Here is a 24,265-nt window from a genome sequence, read left to right on the forward strand (position 1 = left end):
TTAAACCTCCGATATTTCATAAATAATCTGAAAGACTTTTTCATCATCAATAAAAGTCTCTGTTTTGTTCCAACAAAATTCTCTAAGTGCGTTTTCTACCGTTTCTTCCGCTTCTACGTCTTTTTTCCCTGTATAAAGCTCCACTTGCCACCTGTTCACGACCGCTGCTGTTCTGTTATCCGAAAAAAAGTTTTCCGTATACGCCATGATATACGTTATAAATGGTGGCCGCTGTGGCGTATCGAAATGACTATAAGTTACCGGATATCCGGTTTTTTTTAGCGCATCATATAAATCTTGTGCCGTCATCCTTTTACAGCCTCCTCCACTCTTTTCTCAAATTTTTTAACAGCGCGTTCCTCGGCGGGTCTGATGTGTGGCCTCCCGGACACACGCCCCCCGTTGACTTTTGCGTGTCCATATTCCAAAAGATGCGTAAGCCTATAGTGCGGTTTTTTTACATACCACACCTTCTTCTTGCCATTTGCATTTTCATAAATATTCTTGACAGCCATAGCCCTTCGATATTTTCCTGTTCTTTTCGGCGCATGTTCTCTGATGTCATCGAGCAATTCCTTGCTCGTATCATCCACAGCCTTTTTTATTTCTTTTGTTACGCCGCTTGAATAAAGTGCCAATTCTTCCTGTATCGCTTTCGCAAGACCTTCTGGCTCACACTTCTTTGCCATCACACGCCGACCTTACTTTCAAGATAAAGCTCTATACTTTCATTTTTTCCCAAGTATGTGCGATATACTCCGTAGCGCACGCCATCAAGCTCCACTATTTTCTCATGGCCGTAATCGTAGGAAAACATCGTTGCCCGATACTCTGGCTTTAGGCCGCTTCTGCCTGCCTCGAACCACTCAGCCGCAGATACGCTGCTTATGTTGCAAAAAACGTCGCGCCGCGTCTCCTGTGGTATTTGCTGCCCTATTTCGTCCACAATATAGGTTTCAGAAATAAGGGTGAGGACTTTGGATTTATCCATTGTCCTCACCCCAATCCGTGTAACCCGTGGCCGTCTGAAGCTGCGCCTTTTGTTCGTCATAAGATGCTTTCATCTTGTCGTAATCGTCAGGCTCGCCGAAATGCACACGGCAATATGTTGTTACCGCACGTATGATAAGCGGATCATCCTCTTTCAGCGACGTTACTCCGGCAATGCCGAGGTCAGCAAGCGCCGCGTTAATTAAATCATTCAATTCGGAATCAAACGCTGTCGTTGCAATCCGCAGCGCCAATTTGACCTTTTCAAGCATTCTTTTTCGCCCTCGATTTCGCAGAACGTGCCTGCGGTGTAAACGTAGCACCGTTGAACGTAAATGTGATTACTTCCGCACCATCTACCAATACGGTAAAAGAATCACCCTGTGTTACTCGGAATACGTTATTTGCTTCAAACGGAATGTTCTCTTTTCCCATAGAACCATTCTTCTTGAAGCTCATTTGCGTTCCTGTCTTTTTTAGGGTGAACGGGAAATAATAACCTTCCTGTTCATCCGGAACAGAGGCGTTAAACCCTGTATATCCGGTAACATACTTAAATGTACCAGTCACCGCGCCACTTTTAGCTACCAGCACATCATCATTAATCATCTCTCCAACGGACTTACCGTACAGGCTCTGACTTGCCGCTGGTATCTCAACGTCAGAGCCTATCATTCCCCCGATGTCACCGTAAGCTGCGCAAAGGAATCCGGATCGATCAGCGCACCGGAACCACGAGCATAACCGGAATAAGTCGTTACATGCTTTTTGATGTCCTTGTCGCTTTCGATCATGATGTCTTGTACCATGTTATAAACGAACCTCTGGGCGTCTCCGATCAAAATTACGTTATCCGCTACGGAATCTTCTACTTTGATTTGCGCGCCAAGAACAACACCCTCTTGTCCGGCCTGTGCTGACGGCTGGAAGATCGGGCGTCCATTCGTATCAACCATTCCTACCAGATAGTTATAGATCGTGGCACGTGTAGCATAAACATTCACTGCCCCCACGCGCTTCAACTTACCAAACAGAGCTGCAAGCTCTTTGAAGGTCAGTGTATCATTTGCAGCGCTATTCACTTTGTTGCCGCTTGTCATATCCGTGCCGATCTGCGCGATCACATCATCCGCCATTGCGTCACCCATGCTGGCGCTTATTTCGTCAATCAGATACTGTTCAAGCGCATCAATACTCATACGCTCCATCGCATAAGATATATCTACATGCTTAGAAAAATCTTTCCCGGACAACGTAACCTTAACAAAGGTGTTCTGCTCGTCATCATTGGCTGCATTTTCCTTGACAACCTTAGCGGCACCTTGTGCAATTGCCGTATGTTTTACCACTTCAAGAATCGTTCCCGTGCGGTAAATCGTAATATCTCCCATAATCGAATGGCGTTGAGATACTAAATCCCAAATTCGATTGAGCATAGTTGTCGGCAATACCGCGGCTGTATTTGCCGTAGTATGTACGAATGCCGCACGCTCCTCTTTTGTCATTTCAAGTCCGAGCAGATCTTTCAGAAAAGCATTCCGATATTCCTTACTGTCAGCCCCCAGTATGCGTTCCTCCTGTTTCATCGGCTCGAATCTGCGGATAACCTCGCCCGCTCCACTCGCTACCTCGTCGCGAAGCATTGCTCTTTTCTCGGCATCATCCTTAATTCTCTTTAATTCTTCCTTAAGGCTCCTGACCTCTTCGGTAAGCGCATCAATGTCCGCTCCGTCCATATCGATCTCATTTGCGATAGCGGCTAAACGCGCTTCAATCTCTTCTCTTCGATTCATTTTTATACCTCCAACATTAGTTTTATTTTTTTGATCTTCTTCGCTCTGGCCTCCGCCATTTTCGCCTTCTCAGCCTCCGCCGAAAAGTAGGAGCGCGCGCTTATACTTGTAGCGTCGTATGCAGGCATATCTACAGCTGCGACATCGAAAATTCTATCAAAGCCCAAGATACGCCGTGTATGTGTGTTACGATCATAAGAATCCTCCGATACTATGAACGCAAAACTCATCTTGTCGATATATCCGCCCTTTATTTCTTCATAAAGTCGGCGTCCTTCCTCTGTGCCTGCCAAATTTGCTTTAATTCGCAAACCAGTATTATCAATAAATAGCTCTAAGGTTCCGTTTTTTGTTCTTGCGACCGGTTTTCCTTGATGATTATAGTTCATTACTACATCTGCCATTTGCGCGCTATTAAAAGCATTTCTGTCTATTTCTTCTTTGTAGTCAATTCCATCTAAGCTATATAAAATAGCTGCCGAATTGAATACAGCGGCGTATCCTTCTACAGTCATCCCTTCTTCTGACGCCCGCATCTCAAATGCTCTGTACTCTCTGTCTTCACTTACCATCTGTAAGGTCATCTCCTTTCCTTGTTACGCTTCCATCAGCTCCAAGCAAATAATATTCGCCGCGTATGGTGTATGCCTGCCCCTGCCCGTCCGGTAATGGCGGAAGATTCCATATTTCTCTTATCTCATCTCGATTCATGATTCCTCTGTCTGCCATCTGCGCTGATACATTCAATTTTTCTGTATTGCTCATATATTGCAGGCGGTTCGCTGTTGCCATCAAAAAAGAGCCGGCAGCCCGTTCCCGCTCTGTGAAAAGCATTTTTGTGCTTACATCCGAAAACTGGATTGCAAATGGCTCTATGGCTCCTTCATAAAACGCGCTCCATGCGTCTCCATACGCTTTGTTTTGTAGAATGTCCTCATTTACTCCGTAATAATTGAACACATTCTTTTGGATCATATTCATCTGTTCCGCGTCAATAACAAATGGGCTTGATTTTATTTGCTGTATCTCCGAATAGGTATTCGGGAACAATAAAATCCCTCCGTCTCCACTTTGCATATTTTCACGCGTGAACCGCTGACGCTCTTTTGCTAAATCTTCCGCTTTGGTAAAGTTATTGATCTTCGCCATAAAACGAAATGTGGCAGAGCTTTTGACTCCTTCCGTTATCCCTTGATTCTGAATGTTAATTAACTCCATTGTCGGTGCAAGTGCAGCGTTGCTTTCTCCGAAGAAGTCATCGGAATATTGGAATTTTGTCATAATCCCGCAGCTCCGCATTTCTATTGACGCGAACTCACCCGATCTAAATTGATACCGAAGCCACGGTTCACCGTTATATTGCACGATTTCGCACATATTTGGTAGAATCGGATAAATGCCGCTTACTTCTTGATAATAGTCTAATACCGGAACAATAAACGCTGTGTTATTTACATCAAGAATCGTAGATAATCTATATAGAAACTGCCCCCACGTCTGCCATTCGTTCGGCCCAGCCTTCAGCTTTGTTTGCAGTTTTGGTTTTGCGGAGCCGCTCACCTGTACAGATAGTTTACTGATATGCGTTGCTCTTGCGTTGATAGCAGCCCGAACAAGCTCGCTTTCATATATCTGCCCTCCCCATGTTGTAAATACTGGCGTATAAGCAGTTAATGTTTTGAAGAAACCTTCCGGCTCACTTTTTGGCTTTGGTCTTTTGAATATTTTTTCAAATAATCCCATTTTATCCTCCGTTTTTTAATTGCTCTCCTATCTCCGCATAATATTTTTGGCGCACTGTCATTGCATCAAGTAGCGCTGCTGCACCGTCTATATGTGACGTTGGATTTATTTTTATAGGCTTGCTCCTCCCGCTCACTGCATCCGTTTTTAATGCTGTGTCAAGTAAATGAACCTTTAACAAATCGTTATCGCCTATACAAAACATGCCATCCTTAACAAGTCCTTCCGTTTCGCATATAACAGGCGTTAGATTATATCCTTGAAACACGTCATCCATATGGAATCCATATTGGCTCATTTCTTGAACAAGGTACTGCGCTGAATATCTGTCATATCCTATTTTTAGTGGATATATATGGTATTCTTCTACAAGTTTTACGAACCAATTGAAACAGTCATGATAATCCACGAGATTATCTCCGGAAGCTGTCAAAATGCCGCGCTGTATATATGCCGAATACGGCAATCCGTCTATTTCGGTCGCCTCCTGTATTTTTTCTTCTGGTAGGAAGAATCTTGCAAACACATATAATTTCCCGCTTTTTTCTATCACGATCACACACGCCGTTAAGTCTGTTGTGCGCGAAAGGTCTATGCCTCCCACGCAATAGCAATCCCTAAAATCTTCAAGCGATAGCGCGGCTCCACTTAACCTCTCAACGTCCTGCGCTGCGAGCCACGCTTGGCTGCTGTTCTGCTTGATGTTGCAGTATTTTGTCAAAAACTCTGCCTTTTTAGAAAGGCTCCCCTCTGCTATGGCAATTTCTTCAAGCAGATAATCTACAGAAACAGATATTCCCAAATTTGGATTGCTTTTCTGTAACTCGTTGATATCATTCCACTTCGACACATCATCTATCATGTATAGAAACGGCGCGATTCGTTTCTCCTTGCTGTCGCCCATTAAGAATCTTGTGCAGCGCTTCATTAACTCATCGTAAATTCCCTCATTGATATATCCGGCTGTCGATATGGATAATAAAAGGGGCTGCCTGCGTGCTCCAAAGCTCGATTTAATGACTTCATAAAACTTCAAACCCTGTTCGCCCGGCCAACTAGCGATCTCATCGGCTACACATAAGCTTATGTTTAATCCATCTGATTTTTTTGCAGAGAATGCCAGCGGTCTCGCGCTGCTGTTGCTTTCTGCAATGTAGATGTCTGATCGCCTCTTTTTTGCCATGATAGACAATTCCGGGTCTTTGTCTATCATCTGGAAATAAGCATCATAGCAAAGCGCGGCTTGCTCCAATTTTGGAGCAGCAAAATATATCCTGGCTCCGTACTCTCCATCGAGAAATGTACAATATTCGGCGATTCCTGCGGCAAATAATGTTTTTCCATTCTTTCTCGCTATAATGCAGACAATTTCTCTAAACTGCCGATTGCCAGCTTCGTCCACGATTCCAAACACTACGGATAGAAATGCCTTTTGCCATAATTCAAGTTTTATCAGCTGCGGGGCCAACGCTCCCTCGTGATGTCTGCAAAATGTTTCAATAAACTTTATGGCCTTATTTGCCTTTTTGGCATCAAAGTAAAAAAGACCGCTTCCGAGGCCTTTTATGATGTACTCATACCAGAGCAATATCCATTTTCCAACAATTATGCTGCCGTCTTGAATTTTTTGATAATACTGATAGATATAGTTACTCATTCATAAGCGCACCCAATCTTCCTTTCCCCTTTTCTGCTGGAAGTAGCTTTTCGAGCCGATCTGATATCGTGTTAAAATTTTTTATAAGGCTATTGTATGCCTGTAGATCAGCAGCTGCCTTTTTTCCGTACTGATTTTCTCCATTCTTATATTCGTCACTACATCCATTTTCATTGATGCTTTTTTGTAAATCATCAAGCGTGATTTTCATGAAAGCCGCATTTTCAAGCAAAGGAGTGACGATAGACAACTTACCGCTCGGCAAATCTGCATATATTTTTTTTAATCGCTCGAGTTCTCGTTTTATCCTTGATTCTTTTGATAATTTAGCCAAAGTCACACCCCCTCTCGTTAACATTGCGGAGTTTTTCCTAACTCCCACAGCTCGGTCTCCCGCGCCCCTCTAAAATTTTTGAATAGGGGGGGGCGTTGTTACTCTATTGCCGTCACTTTTCCTAAACTATTTACACTATATCTTCTGTTTCTCATTGCCTCATGTTTTTTTGCGTGGCAATCTCTGCAAAGCAACTCAAGGTTATTCCATGATAATGCTATATTTGGATCGTCTATATTATCCGGAGTCAACTTCTTTTTATGATGCACGATTTCTCCGGGTCTATATATTCCGTTCTGCAAACATTCTTCGCATAACCATCCTACATATGCCGCATAAGCATTTCTTGTTTTTTGCCATCGCTTTGATTTATAGAACGCCTTAGCAAATTCTTTCATCTGTTTCCGTGAATGATGGCGACTACTCTTCGTCCGCGCTTTTGTATTCCCATATATGAAGCACCCCGTTCTTCCACTCAAACCGATAAACATCTCCAATTCGATAGCTCCCGCCGCGTACAGTAAACGCGACCGTCTTTCTCCGGTCTGCCCGGCTTACCGCGACCGCGGCGGTATAATCCATATAATGCTCCGGATTGTATTTATCTACTCCAATATGTCGCATATCTTACCAAACGCCTCCATCAATCCCCTGCATATATCCGGCGTGAGTTCTAACGAAAAATATTCATCACAGTTTTCTACGATAAAATACTTTCCGCTTTCTTCTCTTATCTTAAATATCCTCTCATCTTCCAGTATTTGAAGCGCTTTTTCGGATAAAACTTTCATTTCCCGTCCCTTTTCCAAAACAAAAAGACCCCCGCAGGAGTCTTTAAGGGTTGTGTGCCCCACAAGCATGACGGGCGCGATCAATATTTACTAAATGCGGAAGGGACGCGTCCCCGCCGCATAGGTGCGCTCCGAAGAAACGCACCGCAATCACATTATTTCAAGCCCGCTATTTATTCGTCGCTGCGGGCAAGCGGCAATCATTTAATCCTATTCCGCTCTAAAACCTACTCTTATCTGTGCAGGAAACCTACGGCTTGGTTTTTTCGGGTATCAGCCAGCTTGGGCGCACGGCTATTCCCGTTGGCACTCGACAGCTTCCCAAATGCTGCCTGATTATAGCGGTATGCGCCTACCCGCTTTCACGTGACTTTCTCAATTCCCCATAGGGAAGCTTTTGATGCAGTCCCCGCCTGATCGTGTGCACGCACACGCTGCACCATGAAACAGCCCTTGCCAACATTGCCTAATGCGGTGCGCCTGCTTCTCCCTTTCAGCCCTCGCCCTCAGACTAAAACGCGCTGCCTACCCACGGTCGCGAACCGTGCCTCCTTGGTGGAGATGACGAGAATTGAACTCGTGTCCGCGAATATCCGCTTTGGGCTTACATCGCGTCGAAACCATTCACATCCCCAAAACAAAAACGCCACTCCGCAAGGAATGGCGCTTTATCATAAGCCACAACCTTTCCTCCCGGGTGTTCCTTGTGGTTTATTGCACCTTGAAAGTGGTTCCACCTCGTTGCGGCTTTTTATAATTCTCCGACGCTACCATCCTATCACAAAAAAACAAACATTACCGCTCCAAAACCGCGCAAATTTTCAATAGTGACGAATTTTTTATTTTTCTGGCGTGGCCCTCGCTGTAATCCAGCTTTGCCGCCGTCTGTGATGCCCTCAAACCGTCAAAATACCTGTATTGAATATATTGCCTCTCCATGTCAGTCAGCCCAGCAGCATTCACAAGCCTTATGATTTCATCTGCCTTGAAGTATAAATCTACAAGCTCATGCCGGATCGCGTCTATCATTGCTCCATATACATCGACCATTTTTTGCACCGCGATGAACACAGGATCGGAAGCAAAGCCCCCCATCACACGAACAATATCAAGATTTCGCCCTCGTAGCATACGCTCTGCCAGTACATCCTTTTTATCCATAAGCTCTACGATCTGTTTTTCTTGCTCTTCTATCCGCTTTTTATACCCCGAATATTGATACAGCTTCTTTTCAACGGCTTCCACGCTGATCCCTCCTCTCATACCGCTTCACTCTTGCCTTTAAGGCCTCCATAAGATCGCGTTGTGTTACTTCTCGCCCCTCAAGTACCGGTAAACAGTCCTCGTCTCTTGTGCATTCCGCGATGATATGGTACACGATCACATTCTCCTTTTGTCCTTGTCGGTCCAGTCTGCAGTTTCCCTGTTGGTAAAGCTCAAGATCACGCGTCATTCCAAACCAGATTACGATATGGCCCCCTTGCTGTAGGTTAAGGCCGTGTCCAGCAGAAGCCGGATGCGTCAGCAGCACCGGAATATCTCCCCGATTCCACGCTTTTACATCATCGTCTGTTTCTAATAACTTTGCCCCCTCCAATCGCGTCAGTATTCTGGCCGCGTCGTGCTTATATGCGTAAAATACAAGAACCGGCTGTCCATTTGCTTCCTCGACTAATTCCTCCAGCTCTTCGAGCTTTTCATCGTGGACGGTCCGCACACTGCCATCGTCTGCATATACAGCCCCATTCGCAAACTGCTGTAATTTATTCCCCAAATCAGCAGCTCCATTTGCAATAACAGTCTGCTCACCTAAAAGCATCTGCTGTTTCTCCATCTCGTGATATTCTTTCATCACTTCTTCCGGAAGCCGCACGGAACGAATCACATTGATCCGTTTCGGCAGCTCCAGCCAATCTTCCGCTTTCATACTCACACAGATATCTGAAATCTTGTCGTATATGGCCTGCTGTGCGCCCGGCCGCAATATCCAGTCGTATACCACATACCCGTTTCGCCGTCCCGGCTTAAAATACTGCTCCCGATATCCCCCCAAAGTTCTGCCTAACCGTTCGCCGCGGTCAAGCAGGTAAAGCTGGGCCCATAGATTGATCAGGCCTTTCGGTGTTGGTGTTCCTGTCAAACCGACAATTCGGGTTATCCTCGGAAGTACCCGCCGCAGAGACCGGAATCTTTGTGATGCGGGATTGCGGAAGCTCGAAAGCTCGTCAATCACTACCATGTCAAACGGCCAGCTATTCCCGCATTCTTCAACGATCCATTTCACATTCTCCCGGTTGACCAGATAAATATCCGCAGGAGCCTTGAGAGCTGCACGGCGTTGTTTTACTGTTCCTATCACTCGTGAAAACTGCAAATGTTTCAAGTGATCCCATTTCTGCGCCTCCTGTTCCCATGTGCTCTCGACAACGCGCTTGGGGGCTATTATCAATACCCTGCTTATTTCAAACGTATCGTACAACAGCTCTCCTATAGCCGTAAGTGTTATTACTGTTTTGCCGAGGCCCATTGCCAACAGAAGCCCTGCCGAGGTATGATTTAATATAAAATCCGTCGCATACTTCTGGTAATTGTGGGGTCTATACTGCATATCTTTTCTGTACCTCCGCAATAAATTCCACCAATGCCGTTTCTCCTTTTACAATCCTGATATCTGCGTTGCGCGTCTTAAGCTGCTCTCTCCGGTATTTCTGGATATTGGACAGCCGGCCAAATTCTGCTTTCATTTCCACAAATACCACGGCTCCGTCCGGCATGATACATACCCTGTCCGGGACACCCGGTGTGTTGGGAGAGGTGAATTTCCAACAAAGCCCGCCGATCTTTTCAATTTCCCTCACCAGTTTTCTTTCAAGCGCCGCCTCTCGTTTCATAGTTCCAATTTCCACCCCCGGTAATCACAGTAGGCAAACATTTCATCCGCAGTCTTGAAATAATGTCCCCCGCCTTTGTATTCTACGCACCACGGATATGGCTCGTTTTCTTTATCCCTATTACGCAAAATGATGACCGCGTTCTGTTTGTTCTGCGGATAAATTGCGATCAATGCAAATTTTTTATAGTCGATATCAAACCAAACATACTTTTCTTTTAAATCCATTTCTTCATCTCCATTCCGAAGTTGCCTCGCGCGCACACGCGTATATGCATTACGCATTAGGCGTTATACGCCTTTTATATGCCCTATTCCGATAATTACCAGTAAAAATATGTCAACCTTGGCAACTATAACCGATAAACGGTATAGCAATCGCATTTTTAAGGTTTACAACAATGTCAACTTTGCGGCAACCTCGGCAACTTTTAACGCCGCCTCGCGGCATCTTGGGTTGCCATGTTTGCCCTCGGTTGCCATGCCGTTTTTCCTGTGTCAACCTTTTTTCGCCCTCGGGTCTCCTATTCTTACATAGCCCCATTGGGTTCCATATATCGGGAATTTTATCTTCTTTTCCGCTTTCACCCAGCCCGGCATTTTTTGCATAATATTTGTTAAACCGAGTGCCCGTCTCTGCTCGAGAAGCTGCTGCCCGTCGCCTCTAAAATGTTCCCTCCATATCTCGGAAGTACATACCTCCGTCCTCTGTAAACACCCCGGCTTTTCGCCAAATTCATCGTCCAGCCACGCGCGCCGTTCATATAGGCTCATTTTTCCCCATTCTTCCGGCAAAAGCCGTTCCAAATATGCCTGTACTTCTGCAACATTCGGATCTTCCATTTCATAGAAGCTCCTTTTGCTTTCAGCAAATTCTTCAAGCTCCCGCGGTAGATATAGGGGTTCGCCTTTCCTATACAGATACAGGGCTTCAGCCCACAGCTGATCTATTTCCGTTTTATTGATATCTCCAATCTTAAATTTTTTCGTTACTTGAACAGGCCAAAAGCGGCGGTTTCCGGTGTCATCGCGTAAAAAAGCTGTTGAGTTTGTTGTTCCTATAAGAATACATTGCCTCGGGTGATCTTCTACCCGTCTGCCATAAGCAGCTCGATAGCTGTCTACGCGTTTTGTGATGAAATGCTTGATTGCCTCTATATCCATTTTTCGCATCGCAGATAATTCAGCAACTTCAATCAGCCAGAATCCTTGTATCTGCTCATAGGCTTCTTTGCCGGATATACAGGTCAGCGTATCGGAAAACCACGCCCCGGCCAATTCCGAAATGAAGCTGCTCTTCCCGAGCCCCTGCTTACCCACCAATACCGTCATATAGTCAAATTTGCATCCCGGCTCCATAACGCGGGCTACCGCCCCCACAAGCATTTTGCGCGAAACCGCTCTCACATATTCGTTGTTTTCAGCCCCCAAATATTCTATAAAAGCAGTTTCCAATCTATCGATCCCGTCCCATTCCAAGCCCTGCAAATAATCTCTGACCGGGTGGAAATGCTGCTCGTCCGCCACAATATTAGTCGCATCATAAATTTTACTGACTTTTTCGATCCCATAGCATTCTTCTATGTACAGCCGCAGCTGCGCATCGTCCGTATCAGTCCATACATCGCCATTTAATTTATCCTGTACTTTATGCCACGGAGTATCGTGGATCAAAACGGGGCGTTCTTTAAAATCATTCCTTGCAACCGTTCCTATGAGTTGTGGATCATTCATCATAATAATAACAACATTTTTTATCGTACTTTTTATATTACCCTTGCTGTCAGTTTTTAGAGTTGCCTCCCAATTACTCCCCTCTTTAAAATCCCCCTTAGCCTCGTCCGCTCTTTCCCGTACCAAGCGTATTTTTACAGCCTCGTCCTGTTGGATAAATTCGGTCATCGCCATATAAGACGGACGCTTATTTACAGGCGTTCCCATTGCCACATCTTCGTCCTTGTCCCCGAATAAATGAAGCCGTACCAAATCAAAGGCATTCAGCAGCTGACCGCAGCATGGATCAGTGCTGTGGTGAGAATACAAGAATTTCCCGCCGTCGTATATCACGACGCCGCCGACTGTCGAACCGGCAGCGTAACTATACCGTCCGGGCACGGATTCACAGGGCACATAGATATCCGGTAAAAACTTCCCTATCGCATCTTCGATGCTGTATGTCCGACAAAACGCCCCTATAACCCCGCTTTTCTGCATCGGATCGGCCTGTTTCGCACCAGCCTTTTTGTGTATCGCCTCCGAGACACGCGAGGAACACGGCCAGCTTGTTATGTCTTTCCAATCCCCATACCGCGCCAACACCTCGTCGGGATCAAGGACAGGACCATCTATATCTTTGAATACAAACTCACCGTCCGAAGATGTAGACGGCCAGTACATAAGTCTTTGGGGCTGATAGGTTGTATCATCAAAGTATTCGATCCCGATATCCTCCGCGATCTTGCGCGACACAGCGCCGTACTCGTCAGGCGTCACCGGACGTTTAAGCGGTATAATCACCCGCAGCCGCGGCTTTGACGGAGTATGTTTATGCGTGGAATACACCGCGCATTTGAAATCCCCAAGCATTTCAAGCATAGGTAAAAGATTTTCATCGGCAAAATCTGCGTCCAGCGTAATCAGACACCTATTTTCGATCGCCCCTGTGACACGTCGGCCGCCTTTGATCTTTCCCCCGACAAATCCTCCAACGTCTTTTCTAAGGTCCTGATCCGCTTTCGACATAGCCTTATATTCCGCGACCGTCTCCCCCGTTCTGACGGTTTCGCTAAGACGTTTTTTCAACGCGTCCCAAGTATAGGTTTTATTTTTCCAATGTTTGCTCGTGCGGCTTCCCGCTTCGCTGATTATCAAGTCCATTTCCTAATCCTTTCTGTAAAAAGCGCACTCGTATGCGTCGGCATTGAGCGGAAGTCCCGGAGCCCACTTGATCGGCCCGCTCATGATATCCGCGATTTCTTTCGCCGAGCTTTCTTCTTTTGGAACATCAACGATCACTTCATCATGTACATGGAACACGATCTTATATCCCTGCTTATCAAGACGACGCATTGCAACAGCGAGACAATCCCGTGCAACAGCCTGCACGATATTTTCTGTGAGCTTCCCACCATAAGTCGGTATTCGTCCCCAGCCTCCCGATGCCGCAGCTCCGCTTTGTATCGTTCCCTCGTATGTAATCTGCATTCCTTGATACTTCGGGTGAGGTTCCAATCTCGGTTTGAAATAGGACAGCTTTCGCCCCGACGGCAAACGCACAGCAAGTCTCCCATGCGTAAATTCAAATTCGATGCCGTATTTATATGGAACGCGCCCGGCGCCGGATAGGGCTTCCATTGCGGCGCTTTCAATATCATTCCACATACGCACAATATTAGGATTCGCTGTTCTCCAAGTGCTTACCAGCGGCAGGAGTTCTTCCTCTTCCAATCCCATATCAAGCGCTCCCATTTGTATCAACGCGCCTTTGCTCCCCTGATATCCAAGCGCCAATTCCGCTACCTTTCCTTTTTGCCGAAGCGCATATTCCGGATTGCCTTTCACGATTTTTTCAATGGGTACTTTAAACATTTGCGCCGCCGATGCTTCGTATATTCTTCCGTGGCTGTTAAATACCTGCAGCCGCCACTTTTCTCCCGCCAACCATGCGATCACCCGCGCCTCGATGGCCGAAAAGTCCGATACGATAAAGCGGCAGCCGGCACTTGGTATAAAAGCTGTGCGCACGAGCTGGGAGAGCGTTTCGGGTATGCTGCCGAATAGTATTTTTACGGCTTCAAAATCTCCGACGCCCACCAGCTCCCGCGCAAGTTCTAAATCCGGTATTTTGTTTTTAGGTAAATTTTGTACCTGCACAAACCGCCCAGCCCACCGTCCAGTCCGATTTGCCCCGTAGAATTGCAGAAGTCCTCTGATCCTTCCGTCAGGGCATGCCCCATTTACCATTGCGGTATATTTCTTGACTGAAGTCTTGGAAAGCTCCTGTCGCATTCTCAGCGCCTCAGAAACAATAACCGAATCACACTCTCGATCAATGTCCGATATAAACTCTTTGCGCAGGCTATCAAAACGCAGGCCAGTCTCCTGTTCGATCCAATCGAGCATTTGCTTCCCGCTATTCGGATTTTCAAGGCCAGTCAGCGCCTGCGCCGCTTTCATGAGCCTCTCCCGGTTTTCCGTATCTCCGCGGATCGCAGAGTGAATGAACGGCATATCTATACAAACACCAGTATCGTTTATTTTCTGGTCCAGCTCCCAAAGTCTTTGTTCGTCAAGCGGTATTTCAATATAAGAGAGACGTTCCCTGATTTCGCGCTCGACTACCACATCCTGCGCGTTATATTGCTTAAACAGTTCCCATTTTTCCGGATAGTCATTCGGCATTTTACGTTCGGGAGAGCAAAACAGCCGAATCAAACTCCCGCCGATCTTTTGCTTTTGCTTATCCTCGGGCAATCCGAGAACGCTGCCTACCCCGGCCAAAGAGCGTGGCAGGCCTGCTGTTGCGGCAAGTACAGCTGTACAACGCCATTGCTCAGGAGGCATAGCCTTCTTTAGATACGCGGCAAGGCATGTACGCTCAAAATTGGCGTTATACGCAGTTTTTACAATGTCCGGCGATGTCAGCGCGTTCAATATGTCGTGCGGAATCGTTTCCCCGTTCGCAAGATCGATCACAGCCACAGGCTCATTGTCAAAAGCGTATGCCAGCAATAATATTGTGAAATTTGGGGACGCACTATATGCGTACGCCCCCGCTTTTTTCAAGTCGATATCGCTATAGGTTTCGATATCCAAAGCTAAAGTTTTCATAGTTCCAGAAGATCCTCGTCCTCTTCCACCTCAAAATCATCCTCCGGTCTTGTCCGACCGGACAGCGGTTCGCCATCGCGTAGCTTTTGCAGGTTATTAAGCCCACACCCGATCCCCCGGTTTCCTGCGGCATTGTACGCAAAAAAGTTGATACTTGCACGTCCGTAACATCCACTGTAAAACTCGGACGGATCAATGATCTCATTAAGGCCTGCATCCACGATCCCCGGTTTCTGGTTTGCATTCGCGTTGATGAAATAGCAGCCCGCATATTCTTCCTGATCCGGTTTTTCCTCGTCGCCGTCGCGCAGAGGCGTTTTCAAATTTGCCGGAATCTTACCGCCCCACTTGGATTTTCCGGCCTCCTTCGCCGCTTCGATTGCACGTTTTATTTTTGCGATGGTCGTTTTATCCTCTTTCGGAATCAGCAGGCACACCGAGTATTTAGGCTCCTGTCCGTCTGATATCGCATGCGGCCTAAATACATGCGCATAGCTAAACCTTGTGTCTTTTCCCGTGATTACCTTTGTTGCATTCTCCATTTTTACTTATCCTCCTTAAAGTCTTTTTCTGCCGAAGCTATACTTCCTAACTCCGGTCGTTTGTCGTTTTCCGGTACGAGTGTGGGCTTACCCTGTGGTTTTGTGATTTGTTCAGCGAGTAATTCGCAGAATTTTTTCTTTCCGAGCAATCTCTCCATGTCGCCGATTCCTTTTAGCTTCTTGTTAAAAATATCCTCTTCCCGGTAGTTTTCGCCAAGCAATATTTCGGCTATCTTGTCCTCGTCCGAATATCTGCGGTTACTTCTGCCTTCAACGAGCTTCCAGCCCGGCCATTTTTTCCCATTCTTTTCCGCCTGTTCAAGCGCAAAGGCTTCGATATCCTCCACCCACCGTTTTAGTTCGCTGGCTTTTCCGAGGATATCTCCGATCTCATCGTCGGTCAGTTGCGGCCCGGGAGCAAATTCATATTTTGTCAATTCAAGATTTGCTTTTGCCCTTGCCCTGCAGTCTTTTCGCGCTTTGCAGAACCGGCACCACTCCCCCGCTTCAAAACTCCCCTCACCCTTCATAGCAAGTTCGGCTTTTGGCGCGACTTCATTTTCCGCCCAATCAATGAGTTCTGCTGCGGAGATTTGATAAGACGAGGCATCATCTAACCGCGGCTGCTTGATATGTAGCCGTACCGTTTCGATGTCATATAGACAGTCGTAAGTCTCCAAGGCGCCCAATCCATATAGCATCAGCTGTGGATTCCTTTCAGCGCTCACCGGAACCCCTTTTCCGTATTTTAGGTCGATCACATCGAGTGCTCCATCAGATACAATCACTACGTCCCCGGTACCGAATCCTCCGGGAACATATTTACTGAAATCCAAGCGCTGCTCCAGCATGACCAAGGGCTCTTTTAAACTGGCTATATACTCCATGACCTCCGCAACATACCCGTCAATATAATCCTCGAGGGCAACGCTCCAAAATTCATTGTTTTTATTCAGGCGGCGGGAGGGACGTTCTTTCCAATAGCCCGCGTCAGACAACGCGCGCCCCAGTTTGATCTCTGCGACCTCATGCGCAAATGTGCCCTCTGCGGCATATTCGGAGCCTTGTTCTTCGTACTGCTTCTCAAAAAGCGCACTTTGATTACAGTTAAGCCATCGGTGCGCCGCCGAAGCTGATAATATCGCGTGTACTCCCGGCATCATTTTGTCCTTTCTTTGAGCGCGTCCATATAACAATCCTCGTATTTCTCTTCCGAAAGATCGGATAGCTTTGTGGCACCGTACCGTTTGAAGATATCCTTAACGACTGCGGTTTTTCCGGCTTTCGATAATTCGCCTAATGCTTTCCGCAATACTTCCTTTGTGATCGGCGTCTTTTCTTCACTTTGCCCCATATCTTTATCTCTCGGCTGTTCCTCGGGCTCCGGTTCCGCGGTACTGTTTACTTTAGGCTGCGGCTTGGTTTTCTGTTCCTCCGAAATTCCCTCTTGCAAAGCGTTCGCAAAAGCGATCGCCTCTTTTAAATCCTGTTTATCTACATTCTTAAGTGTGATGATGATCTCCATGTTATACCCCTTTCCTAAAGCCTTTGTATTCATCAAAATTCCGCATAAGCAGCGCCGCAAGCCCCGGGCCGCCTATATTGGAGCCGCCATAGCGCGCTTCCTCTTCTTTTCGCTTTTCTTCTCTTTCAAAGCGTTCAGCCACATCAATGTCCATATATGCGCGTCTTGTGTATACTTCCGTAACGACGCCTGCGATCGTTTGCGCGATATAACTCTTGTTATGCCCGGAGTCTTTATATCTGGTACATACCGCGAAACCGTCAGCGGTTCTCCCCAGATACATCTTTACAGCCTCCCTGCCGGCTATCTCACAAACTACGATATCCCCGTTTCTCGGCGGGATATTTTTTCCTACCAGTACCATGTCGCCGTTCCGAATGCCGACAGCCTCCATGCAGTTCCCAGCTACAGTCGCCATGAATCTAATGACTTTATCGTTTTTCATAATCCGCCTCCGCCACCGCCACCGCATATCCCTCTATGAATCCAAGTTCATAGGCTTTACACTTTAAGGCATCCGTCAATAAGATAAGTCTCACCACATCATCGGACGGCAGCTCACCACACAGATCAAGACAAACCTTCTTGATTTTTTCTACCGTTAAACTCTCCATTGCTTTTTCCTTTCCGCCTATGGTAAGATAGGCATAGATAAGTTATTCACTTTTTAGAATCGATCGTTGTTGCCGCAGCGATCTTTTCTTTTGCCATCGGGTTTTCAATTCGTAAGGCATCCGCTTGATATATCCATCTTCAAAATACCGATAGCCATTTTTCGATTCCATAGCGCGTATAAAAATATCACTTATACCTGCTTTTCGAAACTCCGTAAGCAGGATATGAAAAAGGTCCGGTAATGATAACAGTCGTCCTGTTTTTGTTTTCATCGGAAAGCGTCTTGCCCATTTCCCCATGCGGTATACATCAAGCGCGGCCTCTTTCATCAGCTGGATATCTCGTGTTCCCATCGGTTCCCCCTTTCTCTTCTGCGTCCTTCATCAGTTTGCGGAGTGCAGAAGTAAGTTTTTTATTATTTGCTATCCTGACGAAAGTCAGGTCAAGCGCTTTATTTTTCATGGTTTCCTCCTTTTCCGAGCCATGCATTCAGCCTATCTTCGTATACCTTGACGATCCAATGCTTGTTGTCGATCTCCCCCGGCTCGAATGCCACCCCAATATTTGGTTCGAATTTACCAGATTTGATCGCTATCCCAAGCATGGTGGTGTCTTGCAGACCGAGCAATTTACATACGTCTTGATTTGGTATGATCCTAAGCGACGTCATTTCTATCCTCCTTTTAAGATTTCTCGTAGTGGATTTGTGCTTGCCCCTATTTCTCCTGCGTTGCGGATGAGGTACGGTATGTTTTGTACCATACCTGCAGTGGCGCTTATTTTTTGTTGCATTTTGCAACTTTCTGGGCAAAAAAATATTCGCTCATATCTGATTCTGGTATAGACAATTCTATACCTAATCTCGTTGCCGTATCGATAGACATCTTACTTTTATTCGATATTTGTTTGCCCAATGTATACGGCGTTAGTCCTACTATTTTTGATAGTTCTTGTATAGTAGTTTTCTTTTCTGCAATACGGCCTTTGAGTTTTGCAGTATTCACCATCTAAAATTCGCTCCCCTTTCGTTGCATTTTGCAACATCATTCTACCCCATACAACATATACTGTCAATAGTATTTTGCAACTTTCTTTGGCTTTATTCAAAAAATTATTGCATTTTGCAACAAGCTATGTTTTAATAGTGATATTGAGGGAGGCGCTACGAAATGAGAGATACAGATTTGTTAGCCGCACGACTTAAGGCTACAAGGCTCGAAAGAAATCTTACACAAGAAGAGGTTGGTAACAAAATAGGCGTACATAAAAGTACTATTATGCGTTGGGAAAACGGCGAAGGTACTGGCAGAATCAAGCTTCCTGTGATCGAGGCGCTTGCTTCCATATTAGATGTCACCCCTGCCTATCTCATGGGCTGGGAAGACGAAAACGGAACCGCCGACCTTGTTCTCGGCGAAGTAGATCATTCAAAGCGTACTGGCGCACCCGTTGATACAGAATTGAAAAATGCGGAACGTATAGCTACAGAAGGATGGCATGCCTTAGGATCAGTCGCCTGCCGTTCCTATCCAGTCATCGGAGAGGTGGCCGCAGGCTTTGGAAGCGAGGCCGTAGAGGAAGAAACCGGAGATTATGAGCAAATACCTCTTGAATGGCTCCGTGGCCACAATCCAGATAATTTCTTTGTTTTGCGTGTGAAAGGCGATTCTATGTACCCTGACTTTCAGGATGGCGATCACGTTCTCGTACACCGCCAAAACTCCGTGGACAGCGGAACGGTTGCGGTCATGCTGTATGATAGTGAGATTGCAACGCTAAAAAAGGTGCGTTACAAAAAAGGCGAGGATTGGGTCGAGCTTATCCCCCGGAATCCCGAATATCAAACAAAACGCATTGAAAATTGGGATTTGAATGAGTGCCGCGTGCTCGGCGAAGTTAGGCGACTGATAAGAGCTATTAAATAAATAAAAAGCCCCTCGGTGTTGGCGCACCAAAGGGGCAAGCAGACATCACCACCACTACGAGGATCACTCTGCCCTTTCATTTTAGCAGGGTTTTCCTTAAAATGAAAGGATTTATTTATGAAACGTAGAGCCAATGGTCTTGGTACCGCATATAAGCTCGCGGGCAACAGGGTGCGCCCGTGGATCGCGAGATTTCCGGCCGGGCGTGACGAGCTGGGCCGTCGCAAATGGGTAACGCTTGGATATTACACGACGAAATCAGAGGCCGAAAAGGCTCTTGCCCTTAATCTTATTCAGCCTGTTTCGGAAAAACACAGGATCACATTCAGCGCACTTTACGACGAGTGGAGCATGATACACTACAAAAGGGTAAGCCGACAAGCAAAATATGTTTATACAGGCAGCTATAAACTCTTGGAGCCTTTGCATTCTCGTGTATTTTGCGAGCTGCGTACGGCAGATTTTCAGCGCGTTATAGACCGTCTTGACAAATCAAGGACTTACAAAGAAATAATTAAAACTTTTGTAGGGTTACTGTACCGCTACGCAATGGAGAATGACATCTGCCATAAAAATTACGCACAGTTTATAAAAATCGAAAAAGCTGAAAGGAAAGAAATAGAAATATTTACTGATACTGAAATAAAAAAATTATTTGACAACGATACGATACCCGGTGTGGATATGACGCTTATGCTTATTTATTCGGGATTCCGTATTCAGGAGTTTCTAAACCTTACGGTCTTTTCCGTTGATTTGAAAAATGGTATTGTGACGGGTGGTCTGAAAACCGATAGCGGGAAAGGCCGGATCGTACCGATTCACCCAAGAGTTATGAAATATTGGAAAAAATATGTAGACAACGCAAAAGATAATCTGTTCACACGGGGCGGGAAAGTACTTAAGCAGCAGTATTTCCGTGAAAAAATGTATTACCCGGCACTCGCTCAGCTTGGAATCTCCAAAAAGTCGCCCCACAAATGCCGAGATACTTTTGCGACGCTCCTTGCCCGGAATGGCGCTGATACACTTGCGATACAGCAGCTCATGGGCCATACAAATTATGCTTTTACAGCAAATGTTTACACAGCAAAGGACAAAGAGTATTTGACAAAAAATCTGAATCTGATATAAAATGACTAACAAATGTCTAACAAATATCGCTTTTTATGCACGGTTAAGCCGTGTAAATCTTAAGAAACTGTTAAGGATTTTTGCCAATGAGAAAAATTTTAGGCGCATTGCGCCGGGCGGACGAACACTTCTCCATGATCGCCCCGGGAGACCGGATCGCCGTAGGGCTTTCCGGCGGAAAAGATTCGATGCTGCTGCTGTATGCGCTCCATCTCTATCAAAAATATGCAAAAAAGGACTATGCCTTGCTGGCTGTTACCGTCGACCTCGGCTTCGGCAATTATGCGACCGACGTAATGCAGGCGTATGCAGACGGCCTCGGGGTGCCGCTCCACATACTAAAGACCAATATCTCGGAGATCGTGTTCGATATCCGAAAGGAAAAGAATCCCTGCTCGCTGTGTGCCAAAATGCGGAAAGGAGCTTTTTATGAGAAAGCCAAGGAGCTTTTGTGCATCAAAGCCGCGTTTGCACACCACGGCGACGACGTGATCGAAACGCTGCTCATGAGCCTGATGTACGAGGGACGTATGAATACCTTTTCTCCAAAGTCTTATCTTTCCCGCCGGGATATCACTTTGGTGCGTCCGTTCGTGTTCCTGCGGGAGCGCGACATTGCCTCCGCTGTGAACCGGCTCGATATTCCGATCGCCAAAAACCCATGCCCCATCGATTTCTCCACCAAGCGGGAGCAGGCGAAAGAGATCGTACGCTATTTGAACTCCCTTTATCCCGGTACGGCGGACAATATGCTGAATGCGGTCAAAACGGCCGATACCTATAATTTGTGGAACAAGGACTGGAATTTCTGACCGGAAACAGGTTTTCGCAAAAAGAGCCGCATTCACGGCTCTTCAGACTGTCGATAAACTTTATAGATGATCAAGCCGCCCTTTCCTGATCTGCTATTCGCGGGCAAGGGCGGCCTGCGCGCAGTAAAACCGCCGCAAGCTTGAAAAAAACATCCGTCCGCAGCGCGGCAAGATTTTATATGCGAATTCAGGAGCCGCGGCGGCGCGGTTCCTTTTGTTATAGTTTCTTATTTTGCCATTCCGGCAATTTCATCGTATACGCCGCAAAGCGCATGATAAGAGTGGTCGAAAACGGGCAGCATCTTTTCATACAGGGCGCTGTGCTCCGCCTCCGGCTCAAACTCGCCTACCGGACGTACGAATTTGCTTACCTCTTCAAACGAACTGAGCGCGCCTACGCCTACGCCTGCGCATACCGCCGCTCCGATGGACGTCGCTTCCTCCAAATGATTGAGCGGCTTTACGGGAATCCCGAAAATATCCGAAAAAATTTGCAGGCAAACATCGGATTTTGCCAATCCGCCCAGTGCGATGATCTCCTTTACCTCCGTATGGGTGCGTATGATATCGAGGATCAGCCTTAAGTTCATGCCCACTCCCTCTACGACGCTGCGCAGCATATCCCGGTGGGTATGCTCCATCGTGAGGCCGATAAAGGCGCCCTTTGCGTTCGGATTCCACCGCGGGGAACGCTCGCCGATCAGGTAGGGCAGATAATAGAGCCCGTTTGCGCCGGCCGGAGCCTGCGCGATCTCACCGTTGATCAGATCATAAATGCTGATCTCTTCCTTCTGCGCGCGCGCAGCCTCCTCACCGCACAGCTGTTTTTTCATCCATGCGTAGGAATTCCCCGCCGCCTGCATCGTTCCGCAGGGCGCGATCAGTCCCGGTACAGCGTGCGCCCAATTGAATATGCGCATTTCTTCATCAAACGCGGGCTTTTGTGCTGTCGTTGCGATCCACGATGAGGAACCCAAACAGTTATAGGTGACGCCCTCCGAGACCGAGCCGGCGCCCACGGTCGCCGCTGTGCCGTCTCCCGCACCGATCACGACCGGAATGCCCGGTACGAGCCCGCAGGCTTCCGCCGCTTCCTTTCCTAGCTCTCCGGCTATATGCGTGGAGGGCTTCGCCTCCGGAAAAAGCGCCCCGTCTATCCCGACGGCATCCAATATTTTTTCCGACCAGCAAAAGCGGTTGAGATCGTATGCGTTCGTTCCTGTCGCGTCCGAATGATCGGTCAGAAACTGCCCCGTCATTTTATAGACGATGTAATCCTTTGCGTTCAGCACCTTATAGATATTCCGGTAAACGTCCGGCTCATTGTTCTTGACCCACAGGAGCTTGGCGAGCGAGTAGGAGGCGCTCGGACGATGCCCTGTGATATGATAGAATTCGTGGGGATCGATGCGTTCCCGTATCGACCGCTCTTCCTTTACGGCACGCATATCCGCCCATATAATATGCTTCCGAAGCGGCGTGCCGTTTTTATCCAAGCAGAGGCAGCCCATCATTTGGCCGGAGAAGGAGATGGCGGCAACGCTTCCGGCATCGACCCCCTGCATCAGCTCTTTTGTAGACAGGCAGACGGCTTTCCACCAGTCCTCCGGAGCCTGCTCCGCCCAGTTGGCGTTGAAAAAATGGGTATCGTAGCCTGCTACCCGGCTTTTGACGTATTCTCCGTCGGTCGTAAACAGCGTCGCTTTATTACCGGACGTTCCCAGATCGTGTGCAATGAGATAATTTGGCATACCGTTTCTTCTTCTCCTTTATCTTGCTTGCTTTTACCTTACAATACGGCGCGGCCGATTGCAATACTTTTCCGAAGCGGGCAGGGCCTTTTATACGCCGTATTTCTGCATCATCCTTCTGGCGAAAGCGATGCTTTCCCGTACGAACGTATCGCCATCGGGTGCGAGCTTGCGCCACACCCATGTGCTCATGTTGTCTGTGCAGTCGGAAAAGCCCTCAAAACCCAGATATCCGTCGAAGCCGATCTCCTTGAACGCCCGGAAGATGCCGTCCCAGTCCACATGGCCTGTTCCCGGTATTCCGCGGTCATTTTCACACATGTGGAAGTTGGAAAGCTTACTGCCCGCCGTTACGACCGCATCGTGAAAATCCTTTTCCTCCACGTTCATGTGGTAGGAATCGAGGTGGATAAACACGTTCGGTTCACCGATCATATTCACGAGGCGCACGGCCTCTTCCGCCGTATTGAGCAAATAAGACTCATACCGCGTGACCGGCTCAAATGCGATAGACATACCGAAATCCGCCGCATAGCGGGCGAGCTCGCGCATGCTGTCCGCGCTGAACTGCCACTCCTCCTCCGTGGGCATTTTTTTTGCATCCTTCAGATACTGCGAATAGATCACGCCCGAAAACATTTTTGCGCCTGCTTCCGCCGAGGCTTTCACACAGTCTTTCAGGTAGCGGACGCCGTTTTTCCGCACGTCCGGATCGAACGAGGTGACGTCCACATCGTCCGCCAGCAGAACGTTCGACGTCGTTACTTCAAATCCGTCAAGCCGCTCTCTGACTGCCTTAGGGTCGAAGAGATCGAGGCGCATCAGCGGAATCTCGATGAAATCAAACCCACATTCCTTTACTTTATCAATGATGTCCAGCGTGTCGTTCGACCATTCGCTGCACCATTCATACGCATGTATTCCTAACTTCAT

Annotated in this window: 33 protein-coding genes and 1 other RNA gene; 3 read left to right on the forward strand and 31 right to left on the reverse strand. The window is 47.1% G+C overall.

Going from position 1 to position 24,265, the window contains the following annotated elements; all coding sequences use genetic code 11:
- The 29 genes from PUP29_RS05795 to PUP29_RS05935 form a co-directional block, all read right to left on the reverse strand.
- Complete coding sequence (locus PUP29_RS05795; RefSeq protein ID WP_353423985.1) at window positions 1-309, reverse strand: hypothetical protein; 309 nt, start codon at window positions 307-309, stop codon at window positions 1-3.
- Entirely contained in the window at window positions 306-689 is a 384-nt protein-coding gene (locus PUP29_RS05800) for an HK97 gp10 family phage protein (protein WP_353423986.1), read from the reverse strand. The genes PUP29_RS05795 and PUP29_RS05800 overlap by 4 nt, the downstream gene beginning before the upstream one ends.
- A complete protein-coding gene (locus PUP29_RS05805) occupies window positions 689-991 on the reverse strand; it encodes a phage head closure protein (protein ID WP_353423987.1) in 303 nt (100 codons plus the stop codon). The genes PUP29_RS05800 and PUP29_RS05805 overlap by 1 nt, the downstream gene beginning before the upstream one ends.
- On the reverse strand, window positions 984-1,262 hold the full coding sequence (locus tag PUP29_RS05810; RefSeq protein ID WP_353423988.1) for a head-tail connector protein: 279 nt from the start codon (window positions 1,260-1,262) through the stop codon (window positions 984-986). Before PUP29_RS05810 ends, PUP29_RS05805 begins: the two co-directional genes overlap by 8 nt.
- Window positions 1,255-1,665 carry a hypothetical protein gene (locus PUP29_RS05815; RefSeq protein ID WP_353423989.1) on the reverse strand — a complete coding sequence of 137 codons (411 nt, stop codon included), beginning with the start codon at window positions 1,663-1,665 and terminating at the stop codon, window positions 1,255-1,257. The genes PUP29_RS05810 and PUP29_RS05815 overlap by 8 nt, the downstream gene beginning before the upstream one ends.
- Window positions 1,662-2,783 carry a phage major capsid protein gene (locus PUP29_RS05820; RefSeq protein ID WP_353423990.1) on the reverse strand — a complete coding sequence of 374 codons (1,122 nt, stop codon included), beginning with the start codon at window positions 2,781-2,783 and terminating at the stop codon, window positions 1,662-1,664. The genes PUP29_RS05815 and PUP29_RS05820 overlap by 4 nt, the downstream gene beginning before the upstream one ends.
- A 2-nt stretch (window positions 2,784-2,785) precedes the next feature.
- Window positions 2,786-3,355 (reverse strand): HK97 family phage prohead protease, encoded by a 570-nt coding sequence (locus PUP29_RS05825; protein ID WP_353423991.1) that lies wholly within the window; start codon window positions 3,353-3,355, stop codon window positions 2,786-2,788.
- On the reverse strand, window positions 3,345-4,526 hold the full coding sequence (locus PUP29_RS05830) for a phage portal protein (RefSeq protein ID WP_353423992.1): 1,182 nt from the start codon (window positions 4,524-4,526) through the stop codon (window positions 3,345-3,347). The genes PUP29_RS05825 and PUP29_RS05830 overlap by 11 nt, the downstream gene beginning before the upstream one ends.
- Before the next feature lies 1 nt (window position 4,527).
- Window positions 4,528-6,183: a terminase large subunit gene (locus PUP29_RS05835; protein ID WP_353423993.1), complete on the reverse strand. Its 1,656-nt coding sequence runs from the start codon at window positions 6,181-6,183 to the stop codon at window positions 4,528-4,530.
- A complete protein-coding gene (locus PUP29_RS05840; RefSeq protein ID WP_353423994.1) occupies window positions 6,176-6,517 on the reverse strand; it encodes a hypothetical protein in 342 nt (113 codons plus the stop codon). Before PUP29_RS05840 ends, PUP29_RS05835 begins: the two co-directional genes overlap by 8 nt.
- Before the next feature lie 98 nt (window positions 6,518-6,615).
- Window positions 6,616-6,915 carry an HNH endonuclease signature motif containing protein gene (locus PUP29_RS05845; protein WP_353423995.1) on the reverse strand — a complete coding sequence of 100 codons (300 nt, stop codon included), beginning with the start codon at window positions 6,913-6,915 and terminating at the stop codon, window positions 6,616-6,618.
- Window positions 6,916-6,937: 22 nt separating this feature from the next.
- Window positions 6,938-7,141, reverse strand: a complete 204-nt coding sequence (locus PUP29_RS05850; RefSeq protein ID WP_353423996.1) for a hypothetical protein — start codon at window positions 7,139-7,141, stop codon at window positions 6,938-6,940.
- Window positions 7,123-7,308 carry a hypothetical protein gene (locus PUP29_RS05855; protein WP_353423997.1) on the reverse strand — a complete coding sequence of 62 codons (186 nt, stop codon included), beginning with the start codon at window positions 7,306-7,308 and terminating at the stop codon, window positions 7,123-7,125. Before PUP29_RS05855 ends, PUP29_RS05850 begins: the two co-directional genes overlap by 19 nt.
- Window positions 7,309-7,861: 553 nt before the next feature.
- Window positions 7,862-7,942, reverse strand: a transfer-messenger RNA (tmRNA) gene (ssrA, locus tag PUP29_RS05860).
- Window positions 7,943-8,103: 161 nt separating this feature from the next.
- Window positions 8,104-8,571 carry a sigma factor-like helix-turn-helix DNA-binding protein gene (locus PUP29_RS05865; RefSeq protein WP_353423998.1) on the reverse strand — a complete coding sequence of 156 codons (468 nt, stop codon included), beginning with the start codon at window positions 8,569-8,571 and terminating at the stop codon, window positions 8,104-8,106.
- A complete protein-coding gene (locus tag PUP29_RS05870) occupies window positions 8,540-9,916 on the reverse strand; it encodes a DEAD/DEAH box helicase (RefSeq protein WP_353423999.1) in 1,377 nt (458 codons plus the stop codon). Before PUP29_RS05870 ends, PUP29_RS05865 begins: the two co-directional genes overlap by 32 nt.
- Window positions 9,906-10,199, reverse strand: coding sequence for a VRR-NUC domain-containing protein (locus PUP29_RS05875; RefSeq protein ID WP_353424000.1), 294 nt, complete (start codon window positions 10,197-10,199; stop codon window positions 9,906-9,908). The genes PUP29_RS05870 and PUP29_RS05875 overlap by 11 nt, the downstream gene beginning before the upstream one ends.
- Window positions 10,196-10,426: a hypothetical protein gene (locus tag PUP29_RS05880; protein ID WP_353424001.1), complete on the reverse strand. Its 231-nt coding sequence runs from the start codon at window positions 10,424-10,426 to the stop codon at window positions 10,196-10,198. The genes PUP29_RS05875 and PUP29_RS05880 overlap by 4 nt, the downstream gene beginning before the upstream one ends.
- Window positions 10,427-10,696: 270 nt before the next feature.
- Window positions 10,697-13,075, reverse strand: a complete 2,379-nt coding sequence (locus tag PUP29_RS05885; RefSeq protein ID WP_353424002.1) for a virulence-associated E family protein — start codon at window positions 13,073-13,075, stop codon at window positions 10,697-10,699.
- Window positions 13,076-13,078: 3 nt separating this feature from the next.
- Window positions 13,079-15,028, reverse strand: coding sequence for a DNA polymerase (locus tag PUP29_RS05890; RefSeq protein ID WP_353424003.1), 1,950 nt, complete (start codon window positions 15,026-15,028; stop codon window positions 13,079-13,081).
- The gene (locus PUP29_RS05895; RefSeq protein ID WP_353424004.1) at window positions 15,025-15,570 is read right to left on the reverse strand and encodes a DUF2815 family protein; all 546 of its coding nucleotides are present in this window, start codon (window positions 15,568-15,570) and stop codon (window positions 15,025-15,027) included. Before PUP29_RS05895 ends, PUP29_RS05890 begins: the two co-directional genes overlap by 4 nt.
- Before the next feature lie 2 nt (window positions 15,571-15,572).
- On the reverse strand, window positions 15,573-16,733 hold the full coding sequence (locus tag PUP29_RS05900) for a DUF2800 domain-containing protein (RefSeq protein ID WP_353424005.1): 1,161 nt from the start codon (window positions 16,731-16,733) through the stop codon (window positions 15,573-15,575).
- Window positions 16,730-17,095 (reverse strand): hypothetical protein, encoded by a 366-nt coding sequence (locus tag PUP29_RS05905; protein WP_353424006.1) that lies wholly within the window; start codon window positions 17,093-17,095, stop codon window positions 16,730-16,732. The genes PUP29_RS05900 and PUP29_RS05905 overlap by 4 nt, the downstream gene beginning before the upstream one ends.
- Before the next feature lies 1 nt (window position 17,096).
- Complete coding sequence (locus PUP29_RS05910; RefSeq protein WP_353424007.1) at window positions 17,097-17,540, reverse strand: LexA family protein; 444 nt, start codon at window positions 17,538-17,540, stop codon at window positions 17,097-17,099.
- Entirely contained in the window at window positions 17,527-17,709 is a 183-nt protein-coding gene (locus PUP29_RS05915; RefSeq protein ID WP_353424008.1) for a hypothetical protein, read from the reverse strand. Before PUP29_RS05915 ends, PUP29_RS05910 begins: the two co-directional genes overlap by 14 nt.
- A 42-nt stretch (window positions 17,710-17,751) precedes the next feature.
- Complete coding sequence (locus PUP29_RS05920) at window positions 17,752-18,039, reverse strand: hypothetical protein (protein WP_353424009.1); 288 nt, start codon at window positions 18,037-18,039, stop codon at window positions 17,752-17,754.
- Window positions 18,020-18,172, reverse strand: a complete 153-nt coding sequence (locus PUP29_RS05925; protein ID WP_353424010.1) for a hypothetical protein — start codon at window positions 18,170-18,172, stop codon at window positions 18,020-18,022. Before PUP29_RS05925 ends, PUP29_RS05920 begins: the two co-directional genes overlap by 20 nt.
- Window positions 18,162-18,380 (reverse strand): hypothetical protein, encoded by a 219-nt coding sequence (locus PUP29_RS05930; RefSeq protein WP_353424011.1) that lies wholly within the window; start codon window positions 18,378-18,380, stop codon window positions 18,162-18,164. Before PUP29_RS05930 ends, PUP29_RS05925 begins: the two co-directional genes overlap by 11 nt.
- Before the next feature lie 106 nt (window positions 18,381-18,486).
- Window positions 18,487-18,717, reverse strand: a complete 231-nt coding sequence (locus tag PUP29_RS05935; RefSeq protein WP_353424012.1) for a helix-turn-helix domain-containing protein — start codon at window positions 18,715-18,717, stop codon at window positions 18,487-18,489.
- A gap of 162 nt (window positions 18,718-18,879) precedes the next feature.
- On the opposite strand from PUP29_RS05935, the gene PUP29_RS05940 reads away from it, so the two are divergent.
- The 3 genes from PUP29_RS05940 (at window position 18,880) to PUP29_RS05950 (ending at window position 21,581) form a co-directional block, all read left to right on the forward strand.
- Complete coding sequence (locus PUP29_RS05940) at window positions 18,880-19,635, forward strand: helix-turn-helix domain-containing protein (RefSeq protein ID WP_353424013.1); 756 nt, start codon at window positions 18,880-18,882, stop codon at window positions 19,633-19,635.
- A 117-nt stretch (window positions 19,636-19,752) separates the two neighbouring features.
- Window positions 19,753-20,769 carry a tyrosine-type recombinase/integrase gene (locus PUP29_RS05945; RefSeq protein ID WP_353424014.1) on the forward strand — a complete coding sequence of 339 codons (1,017 nt, stop codon included), beginning with the start codon at window positions 19,753-19,755 and terminating at the stop codon, window positions 20,767-20,769.
- Between the two features lie 86 nt (window positions 20,770-20,855).
- Window positions 20,856-21,581, forward strand: coding sequence for a tRNA 2-thiocytidine biosynthesis TtcA family protein (locus PUP29_RS05950; RefSeq protein WP_353424015.1), 726 nt, complete (start codon window positions 20,856-20,858; stop codon window positions 21,579-21,581).
- A gap of 227 nt (window positions 21,582-21,808) precedes the next feature.
- On the opposite strand, the gene PUP29_RS05955 is transcribed toward PUP29_RS05950, so the two are convergent.
- Both PUP29_RS05955 and PUP29_RS05960 read right to left on the reverse strand, forming a co-directional pair.
- Window positions 21,809-23,332: a xylulokinase gene (locus PUP29_RS05955; RefSeq protein WP_353424016.1), complete on the reverse strand. Its 1,524-nt coding sequence runs from the start codon at window positions 23,330-23,332 to the stop codon at window positions 21,809-21,811.
- Window positions 23,333-23,422: 90 nt separating this feature from the next.
- Window positions 23,423-24,265 (reverse strand): sugar phosphate isomerase/epimerase family protein, encoded by an 843-nt coding sequence (locus PUP29_RS05960; RefSeq protein WP_353424017.1) that lies wholly within the window; start codon window positions 24,263-24,265, stop codon window positions 23,423-23,425.

Origin of the sequence: Christensenella massiliensis, assembly GCF_040409835.1 — a bacterium.
GTDB classification, from domain to species: domain Bacteria; phylum Bacillota; class Clostridia; order Christensenellales; family Christensenellaceae; genus Christensenella; species Christensenella massiliensis.

Coding starts and splice junctions, on each gene's coding strand:
- PUP29_RS05795 (WP_353423985.1), bottom strand. CDS start 309: ATGACGGCACAAGATTTATATGATGCGCTAAAAAAAACCGGATATCCG.
- PUP29_RS05800 (WP_353423986.1), bottom strand. CDS start 689: ATGGCAAAGAAGTGTGAGCCAGAAGGTCTTGCGAAAGCGATACAGGAA.
- PUP29_RS05805 (WP_353423987.1), bottom strand. CDS start 991: ATGGATAAATCCAAAGTCCTCACCCTTATTTCTGAAACCTATATTGTG.
- PUP29_RS05810 (WP_353423988.1), bottom strand. CDS start 1,262: ATGCTTGAAAAGGTCAAATTGGCGCTGCGGATTGCAACGACAGCGTTT.
- PUP29_RS05815 (WP_353423989.1), bottom strand. CDS start 1,665: ATGATAGGCTCTGACGTTGAGATACCAGCGGCAAGTCAGAGCCTGTAC.
- PUP29_RS05820 (WP_353423990.1), bottom strand. CDS start 2,783: ATGAATCGAAGAGAAGAGATTGAAGCGCGTTTAGCCGCTATCGCAAAT.
- PUP29_RS05825 (WP_353423991.1), bottom strand. CDS start 3,355: ATGGTAAGTGAAGACAGAGAGTACAGAGCATTTGAGATGCGGGCGTCA.
- PUP29_RS05830 (WP_353423992.1), bottom strand. CDS start 4,526: ATGGGATTATTTGAAAAAATATTCAAAAGACCAAAGCCAAAAAGTGAG.
- PUP29_RS05835 (WP_353423993.1), bottom strand. CDS start 6,183: ATGAGTAACTATATCTATCAGTATTATCAAAAAATTCAAGACGGCAGC.
- PUP29_RS05845 (WP_353423995.1), bottom strand. CDS start 6,915: ATGAAAGAATTTGCTAAGGCGTTCTATAAATCAAAGCGATGGCAAAAA.
- PUP29_RS05850 (WP_353423996.1), bottom strand. CDS start 7,141: ATGCGACATATTGGAGTAGATAAATACAATCCGGAGCATTATATGGAT.
- PUP29_RS05855 (WP_353423997.1), bottom strand. CDS start 7,308: ATGAAAGTTTTATCCGAAAAAGCGCTTCAAATACTGGAAGATGAGAGG.
- PUP29_RS05865 (WP_353423998.1), bottom strand. CDS start 8,571: ATGAGAGGAGGGATCAGCGTGGAAGCCGTTGAAAAGAAGCTGTATCAA.
- PUP29_RS05870 (WP_353423999.1), bottom strand. CDS start 9,916: ATGCAGTATAGACCCCACAATTACCAGAAGTATGCGACGGATTTTATA.
- PUP29_RS05875 (WP_353424000.1), bottom strand. CDS start 10,199: ATGAAACGAGAGGCGGCGCTTGAAAGAAAACTGGTGAGGGAAATTGAA.
- PUP29_RS05880 (WP_353424001.1), bottom strand. CDS start 10,426: ATGGATTTAAAAGAAAAGTATGTTTGGTTTGATATCGACTATAAAAAA.
- PUP29_RS05885 (WP_353424002.1), bottom strand. CDS start 13,075: ATGGACTTGATAATCAGCGAAGCGGGAAGCCGCACGAGCAAACATTGG.
- PUP29_RS05890 (WP_353424003.1), bottom strand. CDS start 15,028: ATGAAAACTTTAGCTTTGGATATCGAAACCTATAGCGATATCGACTTG.
- PUP29_RS05895 (WP_353424004.1), bottom strand. CDS start 15,570: ATGGAGAATGCAACAAAGGTAATCACGGGAAAAGACACAAGGTTTAGC.
- PUP29_RS05900 (WP_353424005.1), bottom strand. CDS start 16,733: ATGATGCCGGGAGTACACGCGATATTATCAGCTTCGGCGGCGCACCGA.
- PUP29_RS05905 (WP_353424006.1), bottom strand. CDS start 17,095: ATGGAGATCATCATCACACTTAAGAATGTAGATAAACAGGATTTAAAA.
- PUP29_RS05910 (WP_353424007.1), bottom strand. CDS start 17,540: ATGAAAAACGATAAAGTCATTAGATTCATGGCGACTGTAGCTGGGAAC.
- PUP29_RS05915 (WP_353424008.1), bottom strand. CDS start 17,709: ATGGAGAGTTTAACGGTAGAAAAAATCAAGAAGGTTTGTCTTGATCTG.
- PUP29_RS05920 (WP_353424009.1), bottom strand. CDS start 18,039: ATGAAAGAGGCCGCGCTTGATGTATACCGCATGGGGAAATGGGCAAGA.
- PUP29_RS05925 (WP_353424010.1), bottom strand. CDS start 18,172: ATGAAAAATAAAGCGCTTGACCTGACTTTCGTCAGGATAGCAAATAAT.
- PUP29_RS05930 (WP_353424011.1), bottom strand. CDS start 18,380: ATGACGTCGCTTAGGATCATACCAAATCAAGACGTATGTAAATTGCTC.
- PUP29_RS05935 (WP_353424012.1), bottom strand. CDS start 18,717: ATGGTGAATACTGCAAAACTCAAAGGCCGTATTGCAGAAAAGAAAACT.
- PUP29_RS05940 (WP_353424013.1), top strand. CDS start 18,880: ATGAGAGATACAGATTTGTTAGCCGCACGACTTAAGGCTACAAGGCTC.
- PUP29_RS05945 (WP_353424014.1), top strand. CDS start 19,753: ATGAAACGTAGAGCCAATGGTCTTGGTACCGCATATAAGCTCGCGGGC.
- PUP29_RS05950 (WP_353424015.1), top strand. CDS start 20,856: ATGAGAAAAATTTTAGGCGCATTGCGCCGGGCGGACGAACACTTCTCC.
- PUP29_RS05955 (WP_353424016.1), bottom strand. CDS start 23,332: ATGCCAAATTATCTCATTGCACACGATCTGGGAACGTCCGGTAATAAA.
- PUP29_RS05960 (WP_353424017.1), bottom strand. CDS start 24,265: ATGAAGTTAGGAATACATGCGTATGAATGGTGCAGCGAATGGTCGAAC.